The 16,671-nt window shown below is 70.6% G+C and carries 14 protein-coding genes; 9 read left to right on the top strand and 5 right to left on the bottom strand.

Features of this window, described 5'->3' with window-relative positions; all coding sequences use genetic code 11:
• Positions 1-4: 4 nt before the first annotated feature.
• From OG488_RS34275 to OG488_RS34300, 6 genes are all read left to right on the top strand, one after another.
• Positions 5-1,570: an AMP-binding protein gene (locus tag OG488_RS34275; RefSeq protein WP_329236351.1), complete on the top strand. Its 1,566-nt coding sequence runs from the start codon at positions 5-7 to the stop codon at positions 1,568-1,570.
• Between the two features lie 14 nt (positions 1,571-1,584).
• On the top strand, positions 1,585-2,367 hold the full coding sequence (locus OG488_RS34280; RefSeq protein WP_329236352.1) for an enoyl-CoA hydratase/isomerase family protein: 783 nt from the start codon (positions 1,585-1,587) through the stop codon (positions 2,365-2,367).
• 29 nt (positions 2,368-2,396) lie between these two features.
• On the top strand, positions 2,397-3,518 hold the full coding sequence (locus OG488_RS34285) for an acyl-CoA dehydrogenase family protein (RefSeq protein ID WP_329236354.1): 1,122 nt from the start codon (positions 2,397-2,399) through the stop codon (positions 3,516-3,518).
• Positions 3,515-4,528 carry an acyl-CoA dehydrogenase family protein gene (locus OG488_RS34290; protein ID WP_329236356.1) on the top strand — a complete coding sequence of 338 codons (1,014 nt, stop codon included), beginning with the start codon at positions 3,515-3,517 and terminating at the stop codon, positions 4,526-4,528. Before OG488_RS34285 ends, OG488_RS34290 begins: the two co-directional genes overlap by 4 nt.
• A complete protein-coding gene (locus OG488_RS34295; protein ID WP_329236359.1) occupies positions 4,525-6,393 on the top strand; it encodes an alkyl/aryl-sulfatase in 1,869 nt (622 codons plus the stop codon). The genes OG488_RS34290 and OG488_RS34295 overlap by 4 nt, the downstream gene beginning before the upstream one ends.
• Before the next feature lie 183 nt (positions 6,394-6,576).
• Complete coding sequence (locus OG488_RS34300) at positions 6,577-6,774, top strand: hypothetical protein (protein WP_329236360.1); 198 nt, start codon at positions 6,577-6,579, stop codon at positions 6,772-6,774.
• A gap of 86 nt (positions 6,775-6,860) precedes the next feature.
• Here the strand turns inward: OG488_RS34300 and OG488_RS34305 are convergent, their stop codons facing one another.
• The 5 genes from OG488_RS34305 to OG488_RS34325 all read right to left on the bottom strand — a co-directional run bounded on the left by OG488_RS34305 (position 6,861) and on the right by OG488_RS34325 (position 12,732).
• Positions 6,861-8,558, bottom strand: a complete 1,698-nt coding sequence (locus OG488_RS34305) for a class I adenylate-forming enzyme family protein (RefSeq protein WP_329236362.1) — start codon at positions 8,556-8,558, stop codon at positions 6,861-6,863.
• A gap of 85 nt (positions 8,559-8,643) precedes the next feature.
• The gene (locus tag OG488_RS34310) at positions 8,644-9,408 is read right to left on the bottom strand and encodes a crotonase/enoyl-CoA hydratase family protein (RefSeq protein ID WP_329236364.1); all 765 of its coding nucleotides are present in this window, start codon (positions 9,406-9,408) and stop codon (positions 8,644-8,646) included.
• Positions 9,409-9,452: 44 nt separating this feature from the next.
• Positions 9,453-10,283 carry an acyl-CoA thioesterase gene (locus tag OG488_RS34315; RefSeq protein ID WP_329236366.1) on the bottom strand — a complete coding sequence of 277 codons (831 nt, stop codon included), beginning with the start codon at positions 10,281-10,283 and terminating at the stop codon, positions 9,453-9,455.
• Positions 10,284-10,372: 89 nt separating this feature from the next.
• Entirely contained in the window at positions 10,373-11,539 is a 1,167-nt protein-coding gene (locus OG488_RS34320; protein WP_329236368.1) for a thiolase family protein, read from the bottom strand.
• Positions 11,540-11,574: 35 nt separating this feature from the next.
• Entirely contained in the window at positions 11,575-12,732 is a 1,158-nt protein-coding gene (locus OG488_RS34325) for an acyl-CoA dehydrogenase family protein (protein ID WP_329236370.1), read from the bottom strand.
• A gap of 229 nt (positions 12,733-12,961) precedes the next feature.
• On the opposite strand from OG488_RS34325, the gene OG488_RS34330 reads away from it, so the two are divergent.
• From OG488_RS34330 to OG488_RS34340, 3 genes are all read left to right on the top strand, one after another.
• Positions 12,962-13,825: a 3-hydroxybutyryl-CoA dehydrogenase gene (locus OG488_RS34330; RefSeq protein ID WP_329236372.1), complete on the top strand. Its 864-nt coding sequence runs from the start codon at positions 12,962-12,964 to the stop codon at positions 13,823-13,825.
• 190 nt (positions 13,826-14,015) lie between these two features.
• Entirely contained in the window at positions 14,016-15,473 is a 1,458-nt protein-coding gene (locus OG488_RS34335) for an aldehyde dehydrogenase (RefSeq protein ID WP_329236374.1), read from the top strand.
• A 28-nt stretch (positions 15,474-15,501) separates the two neighbouring features.
• Positions 15,502-16,578: a zinc-binding dehydrogenase gene (locus tag OG488_RS34340; protein ID WP_329236376.1), complete on the top strand. Its 1,077-nt coding sequence runs from the start codon at positions 15,502-15,504 to the stop codon at positions 16,576-16,578.
• The last annotated feature ends 93 nt before the right edge of the window (positions 16,579-16,671 follow it).

A 16,671-nucleotide genomic window follows, 5' to 3' on the forward strand; every position in this document is an offset into this window, starting at 1 on the left:
ATTCATGGGCCTGCACCTGCCCGACGCCGTCCGCCTCCACGCGACCGAGCGAGGCACCTCCGCCGCGCTCACGTGCGACGGGAGCACCGTCGGCTATGCCGAACTGGACTCCCGCAGCAACCGGATAGCCCGTGCGCTGCTCGTCGAGACCCCCGCCGGCTCGCGAATCGGGTTCCTCGCCCGTACCCGCAACGAGGCCGGCGAGATCCTGGTCGGTGCCGCCAAGGCGGGACTGGTGACCGTACCCCTCAACTGGCGCCTCACCGTGCGTGAGTTGACTGCTGTCGCCCAGGACGCCGAGCTGACGGTCCTGCTGGCCGAACCCGAGTTCCGCGCCGCCGCCGACGCCGTGTGCGCGGCCCTGCCCACGCTGCGGCTGGTCGTCATCGGCCCCTCCGAGGATCCAGGCGTGCCCGCGTACGAGACCTGGCTCGCCGCCCACCCGGACGACGATCCGGGCCGGGGTACCGCCGCGGATGCCGACGAGGTGTTCCTGCAGATCTACACCTCGGGAACCACAGGCGTCCCCAAGGGCGTCCTGCTGACCCACGGCAACTTCTACGCCGACACCACGGAGCTGCGGGAGTACCTCTGGGAGCCCGGGTCCGTCGCGCTCAACGCCCTGCCGATGTTCCACATCGGAGGGCTCGGCTGGCTGCGCGTGGCGCTCACCGCCGGCGCCAACAGCCTGATGTTCCCGGACTTCACTCCCGAGACGGCGGCCGAGACCATCGAGCAGGAGGGCGTCACACACGCCTTCCTGGTCCCCTCGGTCCTGCACCTGCTCACCGAACTGCCCGGGGTGGAGAGGCGCGACTTCTCCCGTCTCACGCTCATCACCTACGGATCCGCGCCGATCACCCCCGCCCTGCTGCGCCGCTCGATGGGCCTCTTCGCCTGCCACTTCATGGGCAAGTACGGACTTACCGAGGGCGGTGGCACGGTCACGCAGCTGCCGCCGGAGGACCATGCGCCCGACGGCCACAAACGGCATCTGCTGACATCGGTCGGCAGGCCCCGCCGCGGCGTCGACGTCGTGATCGCCGACCCGGAGACCGGCAGGCCGGTCGAGCCGGGGACCGGCAGGCCGGTCGAGCCGGGGACCGCCGGCGAGATCCGGATCCGCTCCCGCCACAACACGCCCGGCTACTGGAACCGGCCCCAGGAGACCGCCGCGCTGTACGACTCCGAGGGCCTGCTGTGCACCGGTGACGGCGGCTACCTCGACGCCGACGGCTACCTGTTTCTCACCGACCGCATCAAGGACATGATCGTCAGCGGTGGCGAGAACGTCTATCCGACCGAGGTCGAGTCGGTGCTCGCGGAGCACCCGGCGGTGTCCGAGGTGGCGGTCGTCGGCGTCCCCGACGACGTGTGGGGCGAGGCAGTCACCGCAGTGGTCGTCCTGCGCCAGGGTACGGACCGCCCCACGGAGCGGGAGCTCGCCGACTTCACCCGGGACCGGATCGCCTCGTACAAGAAACCCCGACGGGTCCACTTCGTCGACGCACTGCCCCGCAACCCCAACGGCAAGGTCCTCAAGCGCGAGCTGCGGGCCGGTATCCACTAGAGAAAGGGACGGCGATGGCCGATCTCGAGTACACGGTCCGCGACGGGATCGCGACCATCCTCCTCAACCGCCCCGAGCGGAAGAACGCCTTCACCATCGACATGGTGCACGCCTGGGCCGACGCCCTGACCCAGGCACAGGGTGACCCCGGAGTACGGGTCATCGTGGTCACCGGTGCGGGCGACTCCTTCTGCTCCGGCGTCGACCTCTCCGCCTTCAAGGGGGAAGAGCGGGCCCCGCTGGGCGAGAAGGAACTGCTGACCCAGCACGTGCACCGCGTCGCGCTCGCACTCGAGGACGTCGACAAGCCGGTCATCGCCGCCGTCACGGGCCCCGCCGTGGGCGCGGGGATGGACATGGCGCTCCTGTGCGACCTGCGCTTCGCCGGCCGGGGCGCCCGCTTCTCCGAGGGCTACATCAAGGTCGGCCTGGTCCCCGGCGACGGCGGCTGCTGGCTCCTGCCCCGCGCCGTCGGCACCTCCACCGCGCTGCGCATGCTGTGGACCGGCGACTTCGTCGGCGCCGACGAGGCGCTGCGCATCGGCCTGGTGGACGAGGTCCACGCGGACGAGGACCTGATGGACGCGGTGTACGCCTACGCCGCCCGGCTGGCCGAACGGCCGCCCGTCGCGATCCGCACCATCAAGCGCGCCGTCCGTCAGGGCGCCCGCCACGACCTGCGGACCGCACTGGACCTGATCTCCTCCCACATGGCCGTCATCACCTCCACCCAGGACTCGCAGGAGGCGTTCGCGGCCTTCCAGGAGAAGCGCCCCGGCGTCTTCACCGGCCGCTGACACCCGAACCGCCTGCCCGAAAGGCCACCATGGACCACACCCCAGGAACGGACTCCTGCGCCGAACTGCGCACACAGGTCCGGGAGCTGACCGCCGAATGGCGGGACGCCGGACGCTACACACCCCGCAGCGACTCCTGGCTGCGCTCCTTCGACCTGGAGTTCAGCAAGGAACTCGCCGCACGCGGGCTGATCGCCATGACGTACCCCGAGGAGTTCGGCGGAGCCGGGCGCACCAACGTCGAACGCCTGGCTGTCACCGAGGAGTTGCTCCGAGCGGGCGCCCCGGTGGCCGCGCACTGGATCGGCGACCGGCAGATCGGGCCGGCGGTCCTCCGGCACGGCACACGCCGGCTCCAGCAGGAGATCGTGCCGAGGATCGCCTCCGGCGAGGCCGTTTTCTGCCTCGGCATGAGCGAGCCGGAGGCCGGATCCGACCTGGCCTCGGTGAAGACCACCGCCGAGCAGGTCGAGGGCGGCTGGCTCGTCAACGGCCACAAGATCTGGACCACCCAGGCCCACCACGCCACCCACGCCTACCTGCTCGCGCGCACCACGCGCGGCGAGCGCAAGCACGACGGCCTCAGTGAGTTCATCGTCGACATGGACACCAAGGGTGTGACCGTCACACCGATCGTCGACCTGGCCGGCGAGCACCACTTCAACGAGGTCCGCTTCGAGAGCGTCCTCGTCCCCGCGCACCGCATACTCGGCGAGGCCGACCAGGGCTGGAAGCAGGTCGTCGAGCAGCTCTCCTTCGAGCGCGGCGGCGCCGAGCGCGCCCTGTCCAGCTATCCCGTCCTGGTCGAGCTGATCGCCGAGACCGCCCGCCGGCGGAACGACCGCGAACTGCACGCGCTCCTCGGTTCGCTGGTGGCCCGTCTCGCGGTGCTGCGCCGGCTCTGCTTCGACGTGGCCGGCGCCATGGACGCCGGTCAGGCACCCGTACAGCAGGCCGCGGCCCTCAAGTACCTCGGTAACGCCTTCGAGCACGACGTCATCGAGGCGCTCCGCCGCACCGACCTGTGCCAGGACCCGTCCTTCGACGGCGTCTTCGGCCAGGCGCTGCTCGCCTCACCCGCCTTCAGCCTGCGCGGGGGCTCGGCGGAGGTCCTGCTCTCCCTCATCGCCCGACAGGAGGCCCGTTCATGAGCCGGAGCGAGTACATCGACGAACTGCGGAACCTCATCGACGACCTGGCAGCGGCCGGCGGTCCCGGCCTGTGGGCAGGACTCGTCGAGCTGGGTCTGCCGCGCGTCGGGCTCGACGAGGACCGGGGCGGCTCCGGCGGCTCCTTCGACGACCTGCTCGTGGTGGTCGAGTCGCTCGCCGGACACGGAATCGGCGTCCCGATCATCGAGGCGTCCACCGCCGACTGGGTCCTCGGCCAGGCAGGCAGGCTCGACGACGGCCTCTCCACGGTCCTCCTGCTCGACGCGGCGCCCGACGCGGTGTCCGGCACGGTCGACGCCGAGCTGAGTTCCGTGCCGTGGGCCCGCGACGCCACCCGCCTGGTGCTGTGCGCACCCGGCGTCACACCGCTCCTGGTCGACCTGGGCGACGCCACGGTGACCCTCCGGAAGGTCGACAACCTCGCCGGGGAGCCCCGCGACACCGTGGTCCTCGCCGGCACACCCGTCACCGCCGTCGAAGGCGCCCCCGCGTACGGAGAGGTACGGGAACGGCTCGCCCTCCTCTGGTCGGCGGCCGTCCTGGGCGCCGCCCACGGCGCCTACCGACTCACCAGGACGTACGTCTCCGAGCGCAAGCAGTTCGGCGCCCCCCTGCTGAAGATCCCGGCCGTCGCCGGCAACCTCGCCCGGATGCGCGTCCAGCTCGTCCAGGCCGACGCCGCGCTGGCTCTGGCCCGCGAGGCGGCACCACTCACCGGCGCCGACGAGATCGCGCGGATCACCACAGCCGCCGCGGCGACAGAGATCGCCCGGATCGCACACCAGCTGCACGGAGCCATGGGCATCACCCAGGAGTATCCGCTGCACCGCCTCACCCGCCGGCTGTGGTCCTGGCGCGACGCGGTCGCCTCGGAGCGCAGCTGGGCCGAGAGCCTCGGTATGCGGGCCGCCGACGTAGGCGAGAGCGCTGTCTGGACCCGCATCACCGCGCCCTCCAGGGCCATCAACGACGAGGAATGCGAGCGATGACCGCCACACCCGAACTCGACTGGGGCGACACGACCGACCAGACCAACGCCACCCGTGGCCTGATCGACAAGCTGGAGCCCTGCGTCGTGCGCAACGACGCGGGCCGGGTCGTCTGGGACAACGACCGCTGGGACTTCCTGAACAAAAACGACTGCCCTGACACCGTCCACCCGAGCCTCTGGAGGCAGAGCCGGCTCAACACCGCCCAGGGACTCTTCGAGGCCGCACCCGGCATCTACCAGGTCCGCGGCCTCGACGTCTCCAACATGACGATCATCGAGGGCGAGACCGGGGTGGTCGTCGTCGACCCGCTGACGTCCGGAGAGGTCGCCGCCGAGGCCCTCGGGCTCTACACCCGCAATCGTGGCGAGCGCCCGGTCAAGGCCGTGATCTACACGCACAGCCACGGCGACCACTTCGGCGGAGTCCTCGGTGTCACCACCGACGAGGCGGTCCGGGCCGGGGACTGCGATGTCGTCGCGCCCGACGGCTTCATGGACCACGCCGTCAGCGAGAACGTCTTCGCCGGCCCCGCGATGCTGCGCCGCGCCGTCTACATGTACGGGCGCTCGCTGCCCGTCGGAGCACGGGCATCGGTCGGATTCGGTCTCGGGCAGGCCCTGTCCACCGGAACGGTCGGCCTGATCGCACCGACGAAGAGCATCACGGCGACGGGCCAGGAACTTGTCCTGGACGGAGTCCGGCTGGTCTTCCAGCTGACCCCGGACACCGAGGCGCCCTCGGAGATGAACTTCCACCTGCCGGACCACCGCGTCCTGCTCATCGCCGAGAACGTCAACCACTCACTGCACAACGTCCTCACGCTGCGCGGCGCCCAGGTGCGCGACGCCCACGCCTGGGCGTCGTACATCACCGAATCGATCCAGCTGTTCGACGGGACCGACACCCTCATCGGCTCCCACAACTGGCCGACATGGGGTCATGACGCGGTGATGCGCATGCTCACCCAGCAGCGCGACGCCTACGCCTATCTCCACGACCAGACCGTCCGCCTGATGAACCAGGGCCTGACGGGCCCCGAGATCGCCGAGGAGATCCAGGCCTTCCCCGGCGAGCTGGGCCGGGCCTGGAACGTGCGCGGCTACTACGGATCCATCAGCCACAACGTCAAGGCCGTCTACCAGCGCTACATGGGCTGGTACGACGGCAACCCGGCCCACTTGTGGCCGCACCCACCGGTCGGGCAGGCCGAGCGGTATGTCGCCGCCATCGGCGGCGCGGACACCACCGTCGCCAGGGCCCGAGAGGCCTTCGAGGACGGCGACCTGCGCTGGGCCGCCGAACTGCTCAACCATGTCCTGTTCGCCGAACCCGAGCACGCCTCGGCCCGCGAGCTGCAGATCGCCACGTACGAACAGCTGGGCTTCGCCCAGGAGAACGGCACCTGGCGCAACATCTATCTCACGGGCGCCAAGGAGCTGCGGGAGGCCGGCCAGGAGAAGCGCGCCAAGGGCGCGCCACGAGCCGAGAGCGTGGACATGCTGGCGGCGCTCTCCACCGGGCAGATCTTCGACTCCCTGGCGGTCCGGCTGGACGGCCCGCGCGCTGCGGCCCATCGGCTGCTGCTGCGCTGGGAGTTCACGGACACCGACGAGACGTGGACGCTGCTGGTCGGCAACGGAGTGCTCACCCCGATGCGAGGCGACGCACCGGGCGAAGAGCCACCCCAGCTGACCCTCCGCCTGGAGCGCGCCACGCTCGACCGGGCTCTGGCCCAGCGCGTCTCCTTCCCCGAGGCGATCGGCTCCGGTGCCATCACGGTGGACGGTGACGTCACTGTGCTCTCGACCTTCCACGGCCTTCTCGAGACGCCGAGGCGCACCTTCCCGATCGTGCTGCCGTAACGGATTCCCCCACCGCACCGGGGCCCGCGACAAGGGCCCCGGTGCCGCTGTTCCCGGCCCGCGAAGTCGTGCCGCCCGGCCCCCTGGAAGGGGCCGAAATGTGAGGCCACACAGGTGGTGAGCCTGGAGCACGGAGGCGCCCACTTCAGCATGCTGTACGACGCGGTCGCCTAGCGGCTGGTCGTGGATGCCCTGTCGCACTCAGGACCGGCCGTCCCCAGCCGGCTTCCCTTCGGCACGTGCCTGACCGTCAACCTCCCCGGCGTCCGGCCTCACGAGGCCGTGGCGGCCACGGCGGTCACCGGCGCGAACTTCACGGCGGAGATCCTCAACGCCACGAAGGTTCCTGATGAGCCGCCGCTGAGGGCCTACGCCCAGTAGCGCCAAGAGCGCGCGGGTGCGGGCCGGGCGGAGTACCCACTCCGCCCGGCCCGCACCCGCAACCCGGAAGGGCTGTGCCCCACGGCTCAGGAGTCGGCCGCCCGCCTGCGCAGCTCGGTCTTGAGGATCTTCCCCGTCGCCGACAGCGGCAGCTCCTCCACGATCACCACGTCCCGGACCCGCTGGTACGGCGCGACACGTTCGGCGACGTACGCGATCAGATCCTCGTCCGAGGCCGACACGTCCGCCTCGGTCCTCAGCACGACGAAGGCCACCGGGATCTCTCCGTGCTCCATGTGCGGCCGGCCCACGACGGACGCCTGGGCGACCGCCGGATGCTCGCGGAGGATGTTCTCCAGAGGGCCGGGATACACGTTGTACCCCTTGTAGATGAGCATGTCCTTCGCCCGGCCCACGAGGGACAGCCAGCCCCGCTCGTCGAGCGTGCCGAGGTCGCCGGTGCGCAGCCAGCCGCCCATGTACTGTTCCGCGGTGAGTTCGGGGTGACCGTGGTAGCCGGCGGTCACCTGGGGCCCCCGGACCCAGACCTCGCCCCGCTCGCCCGGCGGCACAGGGGTGGTCCGGTCAGGCTGACGGATCTCGACCTCGGTGTCGAAGAGCACCAGGCCCGTGCTGCCGGCGGGACGCGGGATCGCGCTGTCCAGCGGACTGATCGCGACACCCATCGTGGCCTCGGTCAGCCCGTAACCGTCACTGACAACGGCGTTCGGGAAGATCCCGGAGAGCTCCGTGACCACGGCCGGGTTGATCGGCGCGGACCCGCTGCTGACGACCCGCACGGACGACAGATCGCGCTCCCGTGCGCCCGGTACGGACAGCAGGGCGTGGCAGAGAGCGGGGGAGCCGCTGATGGCGTGGACGCCCATCTCCTCGATGGTGTCCAGGTACCTGGCCGCGTCGAACCGCCCGAACACCTTCACGGTGATGCCGGCGGCGACGAAGACACTCTGGCTGACCATGCCCATGCCGTGGAAGAGCGGGGCGACCGAGATGCCGGTGGCGGCAGCCAGCGGGATGTGGTGCGGGTTCCGCGCCGCGGGCACATGGCGCAGCAGGATGCGGCCCCGTTCGTCCGCGGAGGGCACGGCGGCACTGCGCCAGCACGCCACCTGGAGCACATTGGTGATCAGGTTGCGGTGCAGGACCCGGACGGCCTTGGGCACGCCCGTCGTCCCGCCGGTGAAGGCCAGGTGCGCGACCGCGTCGCCGCCGACGCCGGTCGCGGGCGCCGGCTCCGCCTTCATCAGCGCGTCGAACGCGACCGTGGTGACCGGAAACGCGACCGCGGCAGGGTTGCCCGCGGGCCCCGGGGCAGCGGCCGTCGTCGGCGTCACGCAGACGAGCCGGACCGCCCGGGAGCCGATGACTGCTTCGCTCAACGCCCTCGCGACGGCCGGGTGGGTGAAGACGGCGACCGTGTCCGAGTCGTCGAGCTGGCGACGCAGCGCGAGAGGCGGCTGGGCCGGGTTGACCGGCACCACCGCGGCTCCGGCCAGCAGAATGCCGTAGTAGGCGGCCGTGAACCAGATCGAGTTGGGTAGGTGGACGGCGACGGCGTCGCCGGGGGCGATGCCCTGTTCCCGCAGACCCTGCGCGATCCGGAGCGCCCGTTCGTACAGCTCCGCGTACGAGAGCCGGTCATCGCCGTCGATGAGCGCCGTGCGGTCGCCGAAGGCGTGCGCGGAACCGGCGAGGAGATCGGCGATCGAGCCTGTCGGGTAGTCGAGGGTGCGGGGCAGCCCTTGGGGCCAGGTGGTGGTCATGGCTGAACTCCTTCGTCCGGTCATGCCCGAGCGGTGCCTCGGGACGGTAGCGGGAAATCCCCTGGAAGCCGGAGCGGCGCGTCGGTCAGCGAGCACTCCAGCGAGGGGCGCGTTTCTCCGCGAAGGCGCGCGCGCCCTCCTGGGCGTCGGCCGAAGCGAAGACCGGTTCGCAGGCGGCGCGATTGCGCGCCCAGACCTCGTCCGCCGCCCAGTCGGCCGACTCGGTCACGATCTGTTTGCTGGCCCGGACCGCGAGCGGCCCGTTGGCCGCGATCTCCCGCGCGAGGGAGAGCGCCCCGTCCAGGGCGCCGCCCTCCGGGGTCAGCGCGTTGACCATGCCGAGCTCGTAGGCCCGCTGGGCAGGAAGGAGGCTTCCGGTGAGCGCGTACTGCATCGCCACCGCGTAAGGGATCCGGCGGGGGAGCCGAACGAGGCCGCCCCCCGCGGCAATCAGGCCGCGCTTGGTCTCCGGCAGCCCGAACTTCGCGGTTCCGGAGGCCACGATCAGATCGCAGGCGAGGGCGAGTTCGGTGCCGCCGCCGAGTGCGTATCCCTCGACCGCGGCGATCAGCGGCTTGGTGGGCGGGGTCTCGGTGACCCCGCAGAAGCCGCGGCCGGGGATGCCGGAGCGCTCTCCGGCGGCCAGGGCCTTGAGATCGGCGCCGGCGCAGAAGGTGCCGCCGGCACCCGTGATCACGCCGACGACGAGATCGTCACGGGCGTCGAGCTGGTCGACGGCCTCGGCGACGGCGTCGGCCACCGCACGGTTGACGGCGTTGCGGGCCTCGGGGCGGTTGATCGTGACGACGGCGACGCCGTCCTCGAACGAGGTGAGGACCAGGTCGGACATGGGGATTCCTCCGATGGGACAGAGAGAAGGGGGACATGGGGGCTTCAGCGGTGGCGCGCCCGTGAGGGGCGGATCACGGTCTCCTGCACCACGTGGGCGATCAGCGTGCCGTCGAGACTCCAGACGTCCGCGAAGGCGAGGCCACGTCCGTCCACCGCAGTGGGGCTGCGCTGGGCGAAAAGCATCCACTCGTCGGCGCGGAACGGCCGGTGGTACCAGATGGAGTGGTCGAGCGAGGTGAGGAAGACCGACGAGGGCTCGCGGCGCAGCATCCGGGGCAGTTGGTGCGGCAGCGCCACGGCCGGAGCGAGGAAGAGATCGGAGGCGTACGCCAGGGCACAGGTGTGTAGCACGTGGGTGTCGGGCAGCCGTTCGGTCGCGCGGATCCACAGCTTCTGCTCCGTCAGGCCCGGTGTGGTCGGCTCGGCCGGTCCGGGGACGTAGCGCATTTCGAGGACCCGGCAGAACTCCGCCTGCGCGAAGTCCTCCGGGTTGTTCGTCGCCCAGGTCTTGTACATGTCGGGCAGAGTCCCGGGCTCGGGGGTCTGCGGCATGGCGGGCTGGCGGTCGCCGGCCGTCTCCGGCCGCTTGAACGACGCCGTGAGGGTGAAGACGGGCTCACCACCTTGGACGGCGGTGACCCGGCGGGCCAGGTACGAGGATCCGTCCCGGACCCGCTCCACGGAGTACACGAGGGAGCGTGCCGTGTCGCCCGGGCGCAGGAAGTGGCCGTGCAGCGAATGAGCGGTCCGGTCCTCCGGCACGGTCAGGCAGGCGGCCGCGAGGGCCTGGGCCGCCACCTGACCGCCGAAGGCGCGCGAGGGAATGCCGTCGTGGCACCGGCCGCGGAACAGGTCCCGGTCCAGTTGTTCCACACTCAGGAATTCGACGAAGTCCTTGGCTTCCGTCCTCCCCGGCCCCTGTCCCGTCCCGGTCGTGTGAGCAGGGGCGTCCTGGGCCGCCCTCACAGGAGTTCGAGGATGGTGGCGTTGGCCATGCCGCCGCCCTCGCACATGGACTGGAGGCCGTAGCGGATGCCGTTGTCGCGCATGTGGTGGACCAGGGTGGTCATGAGGCGGGCGCCGGAGCCGCCGATGGGGTGGCCGATGGCCATCGCGCCGCCGAGCGGGTTCATCCGCGCGTGGTCCGCGCCGGTCTCGCGCAGCCAGGCCAGAGTGACGGAGGCGAAAGCCTCGTTGATCTCGAAGGTGCCGATGTCATCGATCGACAGGCGGGCCTTCGCGAGCGCCTTGGCCGTGGCCGGGATCGGTCCCTTGAGCATGGTGACCGGGTCCGTCCCGGTGACCACCGCGGTGTGGACGCGTGCCATGGGCGTCCATCCCTGGGAGGCGGCGAACTCGCTGGTGGTGACGAGGAGCGCGCCCGTGCCGTCGGAGACCTGCGAGGCGTTTCCCGCCGTGATGGTCCCGTCCTCCGCGAAGGCGGGCTTGAGCCCGGCGAGCTTCTCGATGGTGGAGCCCCGCCGCACGCCCTCGTCGGTGTCGAAGACGCGGGTGGTGCCGTCCTCGTCGGCGACGGAGATGGGGGCGATCTGGTCCTTGAACCGGCCCTCGTCGATCGCCCGGGCAGCCCGCGCGTGGGATTCCAGGCCGTGTTGGTCCATCTCGGTCCGTGTGATGCCGTACTCGTCGGCGATCAGCTGGGCGCCCGTGCCCTGGTTGAAGCGGATGCCGTCGTAGCGTGCGAAGACATCGGGTCCGAAGGGTTCGCCGAGGCTGCCGTCGCCCCGCGTGGTGCCCAGCGGGAGCCGGCTCATGATCTCCACACCACCGGCGACGGCGACGTCGTACTGCCCGGAGATCACACCGGCCGCCGCCTGGTGGACGGCCTGCTGGGAGGAGCCGCACTGGCGGTCGACCGTCAGGCCGGGGACGGACTCGGGCCAGCCCGCCGCCAGTACCGCGGCGCGGCCGACGCAGCCGGCCTGCATGCCGACTCCGGAGGCGCAGCCCCAGATGACGTCGTCGACGAGGGCCGGGTCGAGGCTGTTGCGCTTCGCCAGGGCCTTGAGGACATGGGCGGAGAGCGAGGCGGAGTGCAGCTGCGAGAGCGAGCCGCCGCGCTTGCCTACGGCGGTGCGGACGGCGTCGACGATCACTGCGTCGCGCATGGGGTCCTCCTGGGAAGAGTGGGGTGGGCGCGGACTCAGAGACCGAGGTCCTTGGCGATGATCGTCTTCATGACCTCGCTGGTTCCGGCGTAGATCCGGTTCACGCGGGTGTCGGCGTAGAGCCGGGCGATGGGGTACTCGAGCATGTAGCCGTAACCGCCGTGCAGCTGGAGGCACTTGTCGATCACGCGGCCCGCGACCTCGGTGCAGAAGAGCTTGGCCCTGGCGGCGTCGGCGGCCGTCAGCTCGCCTGCGGCATGCTCCAGCAGGGCGCGGTCGACGAGAGCCTGGGCGGCGGCGACCTCGGTGGCGCACTCTGCGAGGACGAATTTGGTGTTCTGGAACGCGGCCACCGGTTTGCCGAAGACCTCGCGCTCGCGCACGTACTCGCTCGCGAAACCGATCGCCCCGGCCGCGTTGGCGTAGGCGTTGATCGCCGCTCCGAGGCGCTCCACGGCGAGGTTGTGGGTGAGGTAGGTGAAGGCCGCGCCCTCCTCGCCGAGAAGGTTCTCGACCGGGACCCGGATGCCGGTGAAGGACAGCTCGGCGGTGTCCTGCGCGCGCAGACCGATCTTGTCGAGCTTGCGTCCCACGGCGAAACCCTCGGACACCGTGTCCACACAAAGGATCGAGAGCCCGCCGCGACGGTCGGCGGGGTCGTAGGCGGCAGTCCGGCAGACGACCAGGACGAGATCAGCCTGGGCGCCGCCGGTGATGAAGGTCTTGGCGCCGTCGAGGACGTAATGAGTCCCGTCCTCGGAGAGCTGGGCCCGGGTGGCGATGCCCGCGAGATCGGAGCCGGTGCCGGGCTCGGTCATGGCGATGGCGGTCATGATCTCGCCGGAGAGGAAGCCGGGCAGCCAGCGTCGCTTCTGCTCGTCGCTGCCGAACTCCAGCAGGTAGGGCAGGACGAGGCAGGTGTGCACCGACTCGGCGCCGAACCCGACTCCAGCACGGCCGCACTCCTCCCGGATCACGGCCTGGTAGGTGAAATCTGTGACGCCTGCCCCGCCGTACTCCTCGGGCACGTTAATGCCCAGCACGCCCAGGGCTCCGAGCCGGCGGTAGAGCTCGCGGGGCACGTGTCCCTGCCGCTCCCAGTCCGTGTAGTGGGGGGTGACCTCCTCGGCGATGAACGCCCGGATGGCCTTCCTGAAAGCTTCGTGGTCTTCGGTGAACACGCTACGACGCAAGGTCAGCGGATCCTTTCTGGCACGTCCGGCACGCTCGCCGGACACACATAAGTTAATCTCGGATAACCATCGAGTCCAGACCTGGAGTGCATACTCATGAGGAAAAACATGCGCTCATGGCTGCAGTAGTGACGCGGCGCTTGCTTACCAGTGGGCTGGAGGTCGGCATCGGATCGTGCGCACGGCCCATCCGGGGCCAGGCGGCAGTGGGAGAGAGGACATCGTGCGGATGCGTGAATTCGGTCGAGTCGGGGTCGTGGGCTGCGGCCTCATGGGTTCCGGGATAGCTCAGGTCTGCGCGCGCGCCGGCCTCGATGTCGTGGTCGCCGAGCGCGACGCGGACTCCCTGGCTGCCGGCCGGTCCCGGCTGATCGACTCGGTCGACCGCGGGCTGCGCGGCGGCAAGCTCACCGAGGAGGAGCGTGACTCGATGCTCCGGAGACTCGCCTTCACCGTCGACCTCGACGACTTCGCCGACCGGGATCTGGTTGTCGAAGCGGTCGCGGAACGGCGAGATGCCAAGGCGTCCGTGTTCCAGCGCCTGGACCGGGTCCTTGCCGACCGTGAGGCGGTCATCGCCTCCAACACCTCGTCGATCCCGATCGTTGATCTGGCCGTCGTCACCGCTCGGCCGGAGAACGTCGTAGGCGTCCACTTCTTCAACCCGGTGCCGGTGCAGCGACTGGTCGAGGTCATTCCCACCGAGCTCACCGCCCCCGAAGTCGCGGAGGCGGTGACAGCCTTCGCCGAACAGGGGCTCGGCAAGACCGTCGTGCGCGCCAAGGACCGTGCGGGCTTCGTGGTCAATGCGCTGCTGGTTCCCTATCTCGTCTCCGCCGTGCGGATGCTCGAGTCCGGTATCGCCTCGGCGGAGGACATCGACTCCGGCATGGTGCTCGGATGTGCCCACCCGATGGGGCCGCTGCGGCTGCTCGACCTCATCGGCCTGGACACGGGTCTGTCGATCGCGGAATCGATGTACGAGGAGTACAAGGAGCCGCTCTACGCCCCGCCGCCGCTGCTGCGCCGCATGGTGGCGGCCGGAGCCGTCGGCCGTAAGGCGGGGCGCGGTTTCTACACCTACCCGAGCTGAGCCCGGCCCTGGTGCCGACCTGGACACGATCGTTAGCGTGAATTAACTTATTTCTTCATAGGGCCAGTTTGTTGCGCACTTGAACCTGCTGTCGAGTTGCACGCAGTTCACTTCGGTGGCGCCTTCCGGCCCGAGAGTCACCCAGCATCCGGTATCTCCCTGCCTGCGCAACGAAGCGAGGACCCCACACATGAGCGACATCCTGGAGCACCGCACACTCTTCATCGGCGGAAGGTGGGCTGCCCCGGCCGGCCGGGACACCATCGACGTGATCTCGCCGGTGACCGAGCAGGTCGTCGGGCGCGTGCCCCACGCGACTCCCGCGGATGTGAACCGGGCGGTCGCCGCGGCCCGCGAGGCGTTCGACCACGGCCCCTGGCCCCGGATGACGACCGCCGAACGCATCGAGATCGTCACCCGGATCAAGGACGGTCTCCTCGCCCGCCACCAGGAACTCGCCGAACTGATCACCCTGCAGAACGGCTGCCCCATCACCGTCTCCGTGAGGGCCCAGGCACTCAGCGCCGTCGCCACCTTCGGTGCGACCCTGGACGTCGCCGCCGGTCTCGCCACGGAAGAGGAGCGGCCCGGCCTCACCGGCCCGCTCCTGATCCGCCGCGAGCCGGTCGGCGTAGTGGCCGCGGTCACCCCGTGGAACGTGCCCCAGCTGACCATCGCCGGCAAGCTCGCGCCCGCCCTGCTCGCGGGTTGCGCCGTCGTCCTCAAGCCCTCCCCGGAAACGCCCCTGGACGCCTACCTCCTGGCCGAGGTGTGCGAGGCCGCCGGGCTGCCGGAAGGCGTGCTCAGCGTCCTGCCCGCCGACCGGGAGACCAGCGCGTACCTGGTCGCACACCCGGGCGTCGACAAGGTCGCCTTCACGGGATCGGTCGGCGCGGGCAAGCAGATCATGGCCGCCGCTGCGGGCAACCTCACCCGCGTCACCCTGGAGCTCGGGGGCAAGTCCGCGGCGATCCTCCTGGCGGACGCGGACCTCGAAGCCGCCCTGCCGAACGTCGTCATGGGAGCCTTTGCCAACAGCGGCCAGGCGTGCGTCGCCCTGACCCGCGTTCTCGCCCCGGCGAGCCGTTACGACGAGATCGCCGCCCAGCTCACAGCGGCCGTTGCCTCGCTCAAGGTGGGTGACCCGTCCGACCCGGCCACGCTGATCGGGCCGATGGTCACCGAGCAGCAGCGGCAGCGGAACCTCGACTACATCCGCATCGGCCAGGACGAGGGCGCCGAGCTCCTTACCGGCGGTGGCATCCCCGAGGGCCTGACGACCGGCTGGTACATAGAGCCCACCCTGTTCGGCGACGTCGAGAACGGGATGCGGATCGCCCAGGAGGAGATCTTCGGGCCCGTCATCTGCCTCATCCGCTACGAGGACGAGGCCGACGCCGTCCGGATCGCCAACGACTCCCCGTACGGCCTGGCCGGCACCGTCTGGGCGGGCACCGTCGAGCACGGCATCGAGATCGCCCGGCAGATCCGTACCGGCACGTACTCCGTCAACTGCCAGCGCTTCGACATGGCCGGACCCTTCGGCGGCTACAAGAGCTCCGGTATCGGCCGCGAGTTCGGCCCCGAGGGTTTCGCCGCCTACCAGGAGACCAAGACCATCCACCTGCCCGCCCCGGCACGGGCGTGAGCAGCGTCCACAACTCAAGGAGCACATGATGCACGCAGCACTCCTGCACAAGACCGGCGACACCACCCTCGACGTCGTCGACGCCGAAACGGTGTCCTTCGGCCCGGGGCGGGTCCGGGTCAAGATGCACAAGGCAGGCCTGTGCCACTCCGACCTCTCAGCCATGAGCGGTGTACTCGCCCACCCCGCGCCGTTCGTCCCGGGCCACGAGGGCGCGGGCGAGGTGATCGAGGTCGGTGAGGGAGTCACCCACGTCAAGCCCGGCGACCGCGTCATCGTCTGCTGGATGCCGCCGTGCGACACCTGCCCCTCCTGCAAGGCGGGCGACGGCCACCTGTGCCGCAGCGGCCATCGCAACCTCGCCAACCCCAACTTCCGCACCGGGGGGACGATCGTCCCGGGCATGCTGGGCGCCGGCACCTTCGCCGAGGAGACCGTGATCGCGGCCTACGCGGCGATCCCGATCCCCGACGACGTGCCCTACGACATCGCCGCCCTCATCGGCTGCGGCGTCACCACCGGCATAGGAGCGGCCCTCAACACCGCCAAGGTGAAGCCGGGTTCGTCGGTCGTCGTCATCGGCCTCGGCGGTGTCGGCATCAGCATCCTCCAGGGCGCCAAGGTGGCGGGCGCGGCGCGGATCATCGCGGTGGACCCGACGGCCAACCGCCGTGACTGGGCCCTGAAGTTCGGCGCCACCGAGGCGATCGCACCCGCGGAACTGCCGGAGACCGTCAAGCGGCTCACCGGCGGCTTCGGCTTCGACTACGCCTTCGAGGCCGTAGGTAAGGCCGGCACCCTGCGCGCCGCGTACGACGCCACTCGCCTCGGCGGCACGGTCTGCCTCGTCGGCGCCGGCTCGCGCACCGACATGACCGACATCAGCATGGCCGAGCTGGTCCTCAACGAGAAGGCGATCCTGCCCTCCTTCTACGGCGGCGACGACATCCGCCGCACGTACGCCACGATCATCGACCTGTGGCGTGCGGGCCGCATCGACCTGGAGTCGATGATCACGCACCACCTGCCCCTGACGGACATCAACGAGGCGATCCGCCAGATGCACACCGGAGAGGCGCTGCGCACCGTCCTCGACATCGCCTGAGTCGACCGGTGGACCGCCGCATCCCCGTCGCGCCTACCGGCGGGCCGGGGGTCCGCCGGCCGGCTAGCGGCGTACACGCATCCCGTACCCCCC

The sequence above is a fragment of the Streptomyces sp. NBC_01460 genome (assembly GCF_036227405.1).
Lineage (GTDB): Bacteria > Actinomycetota > Actinomycetes > Streptomycetales > Streptomycetaceae > Streptomyces.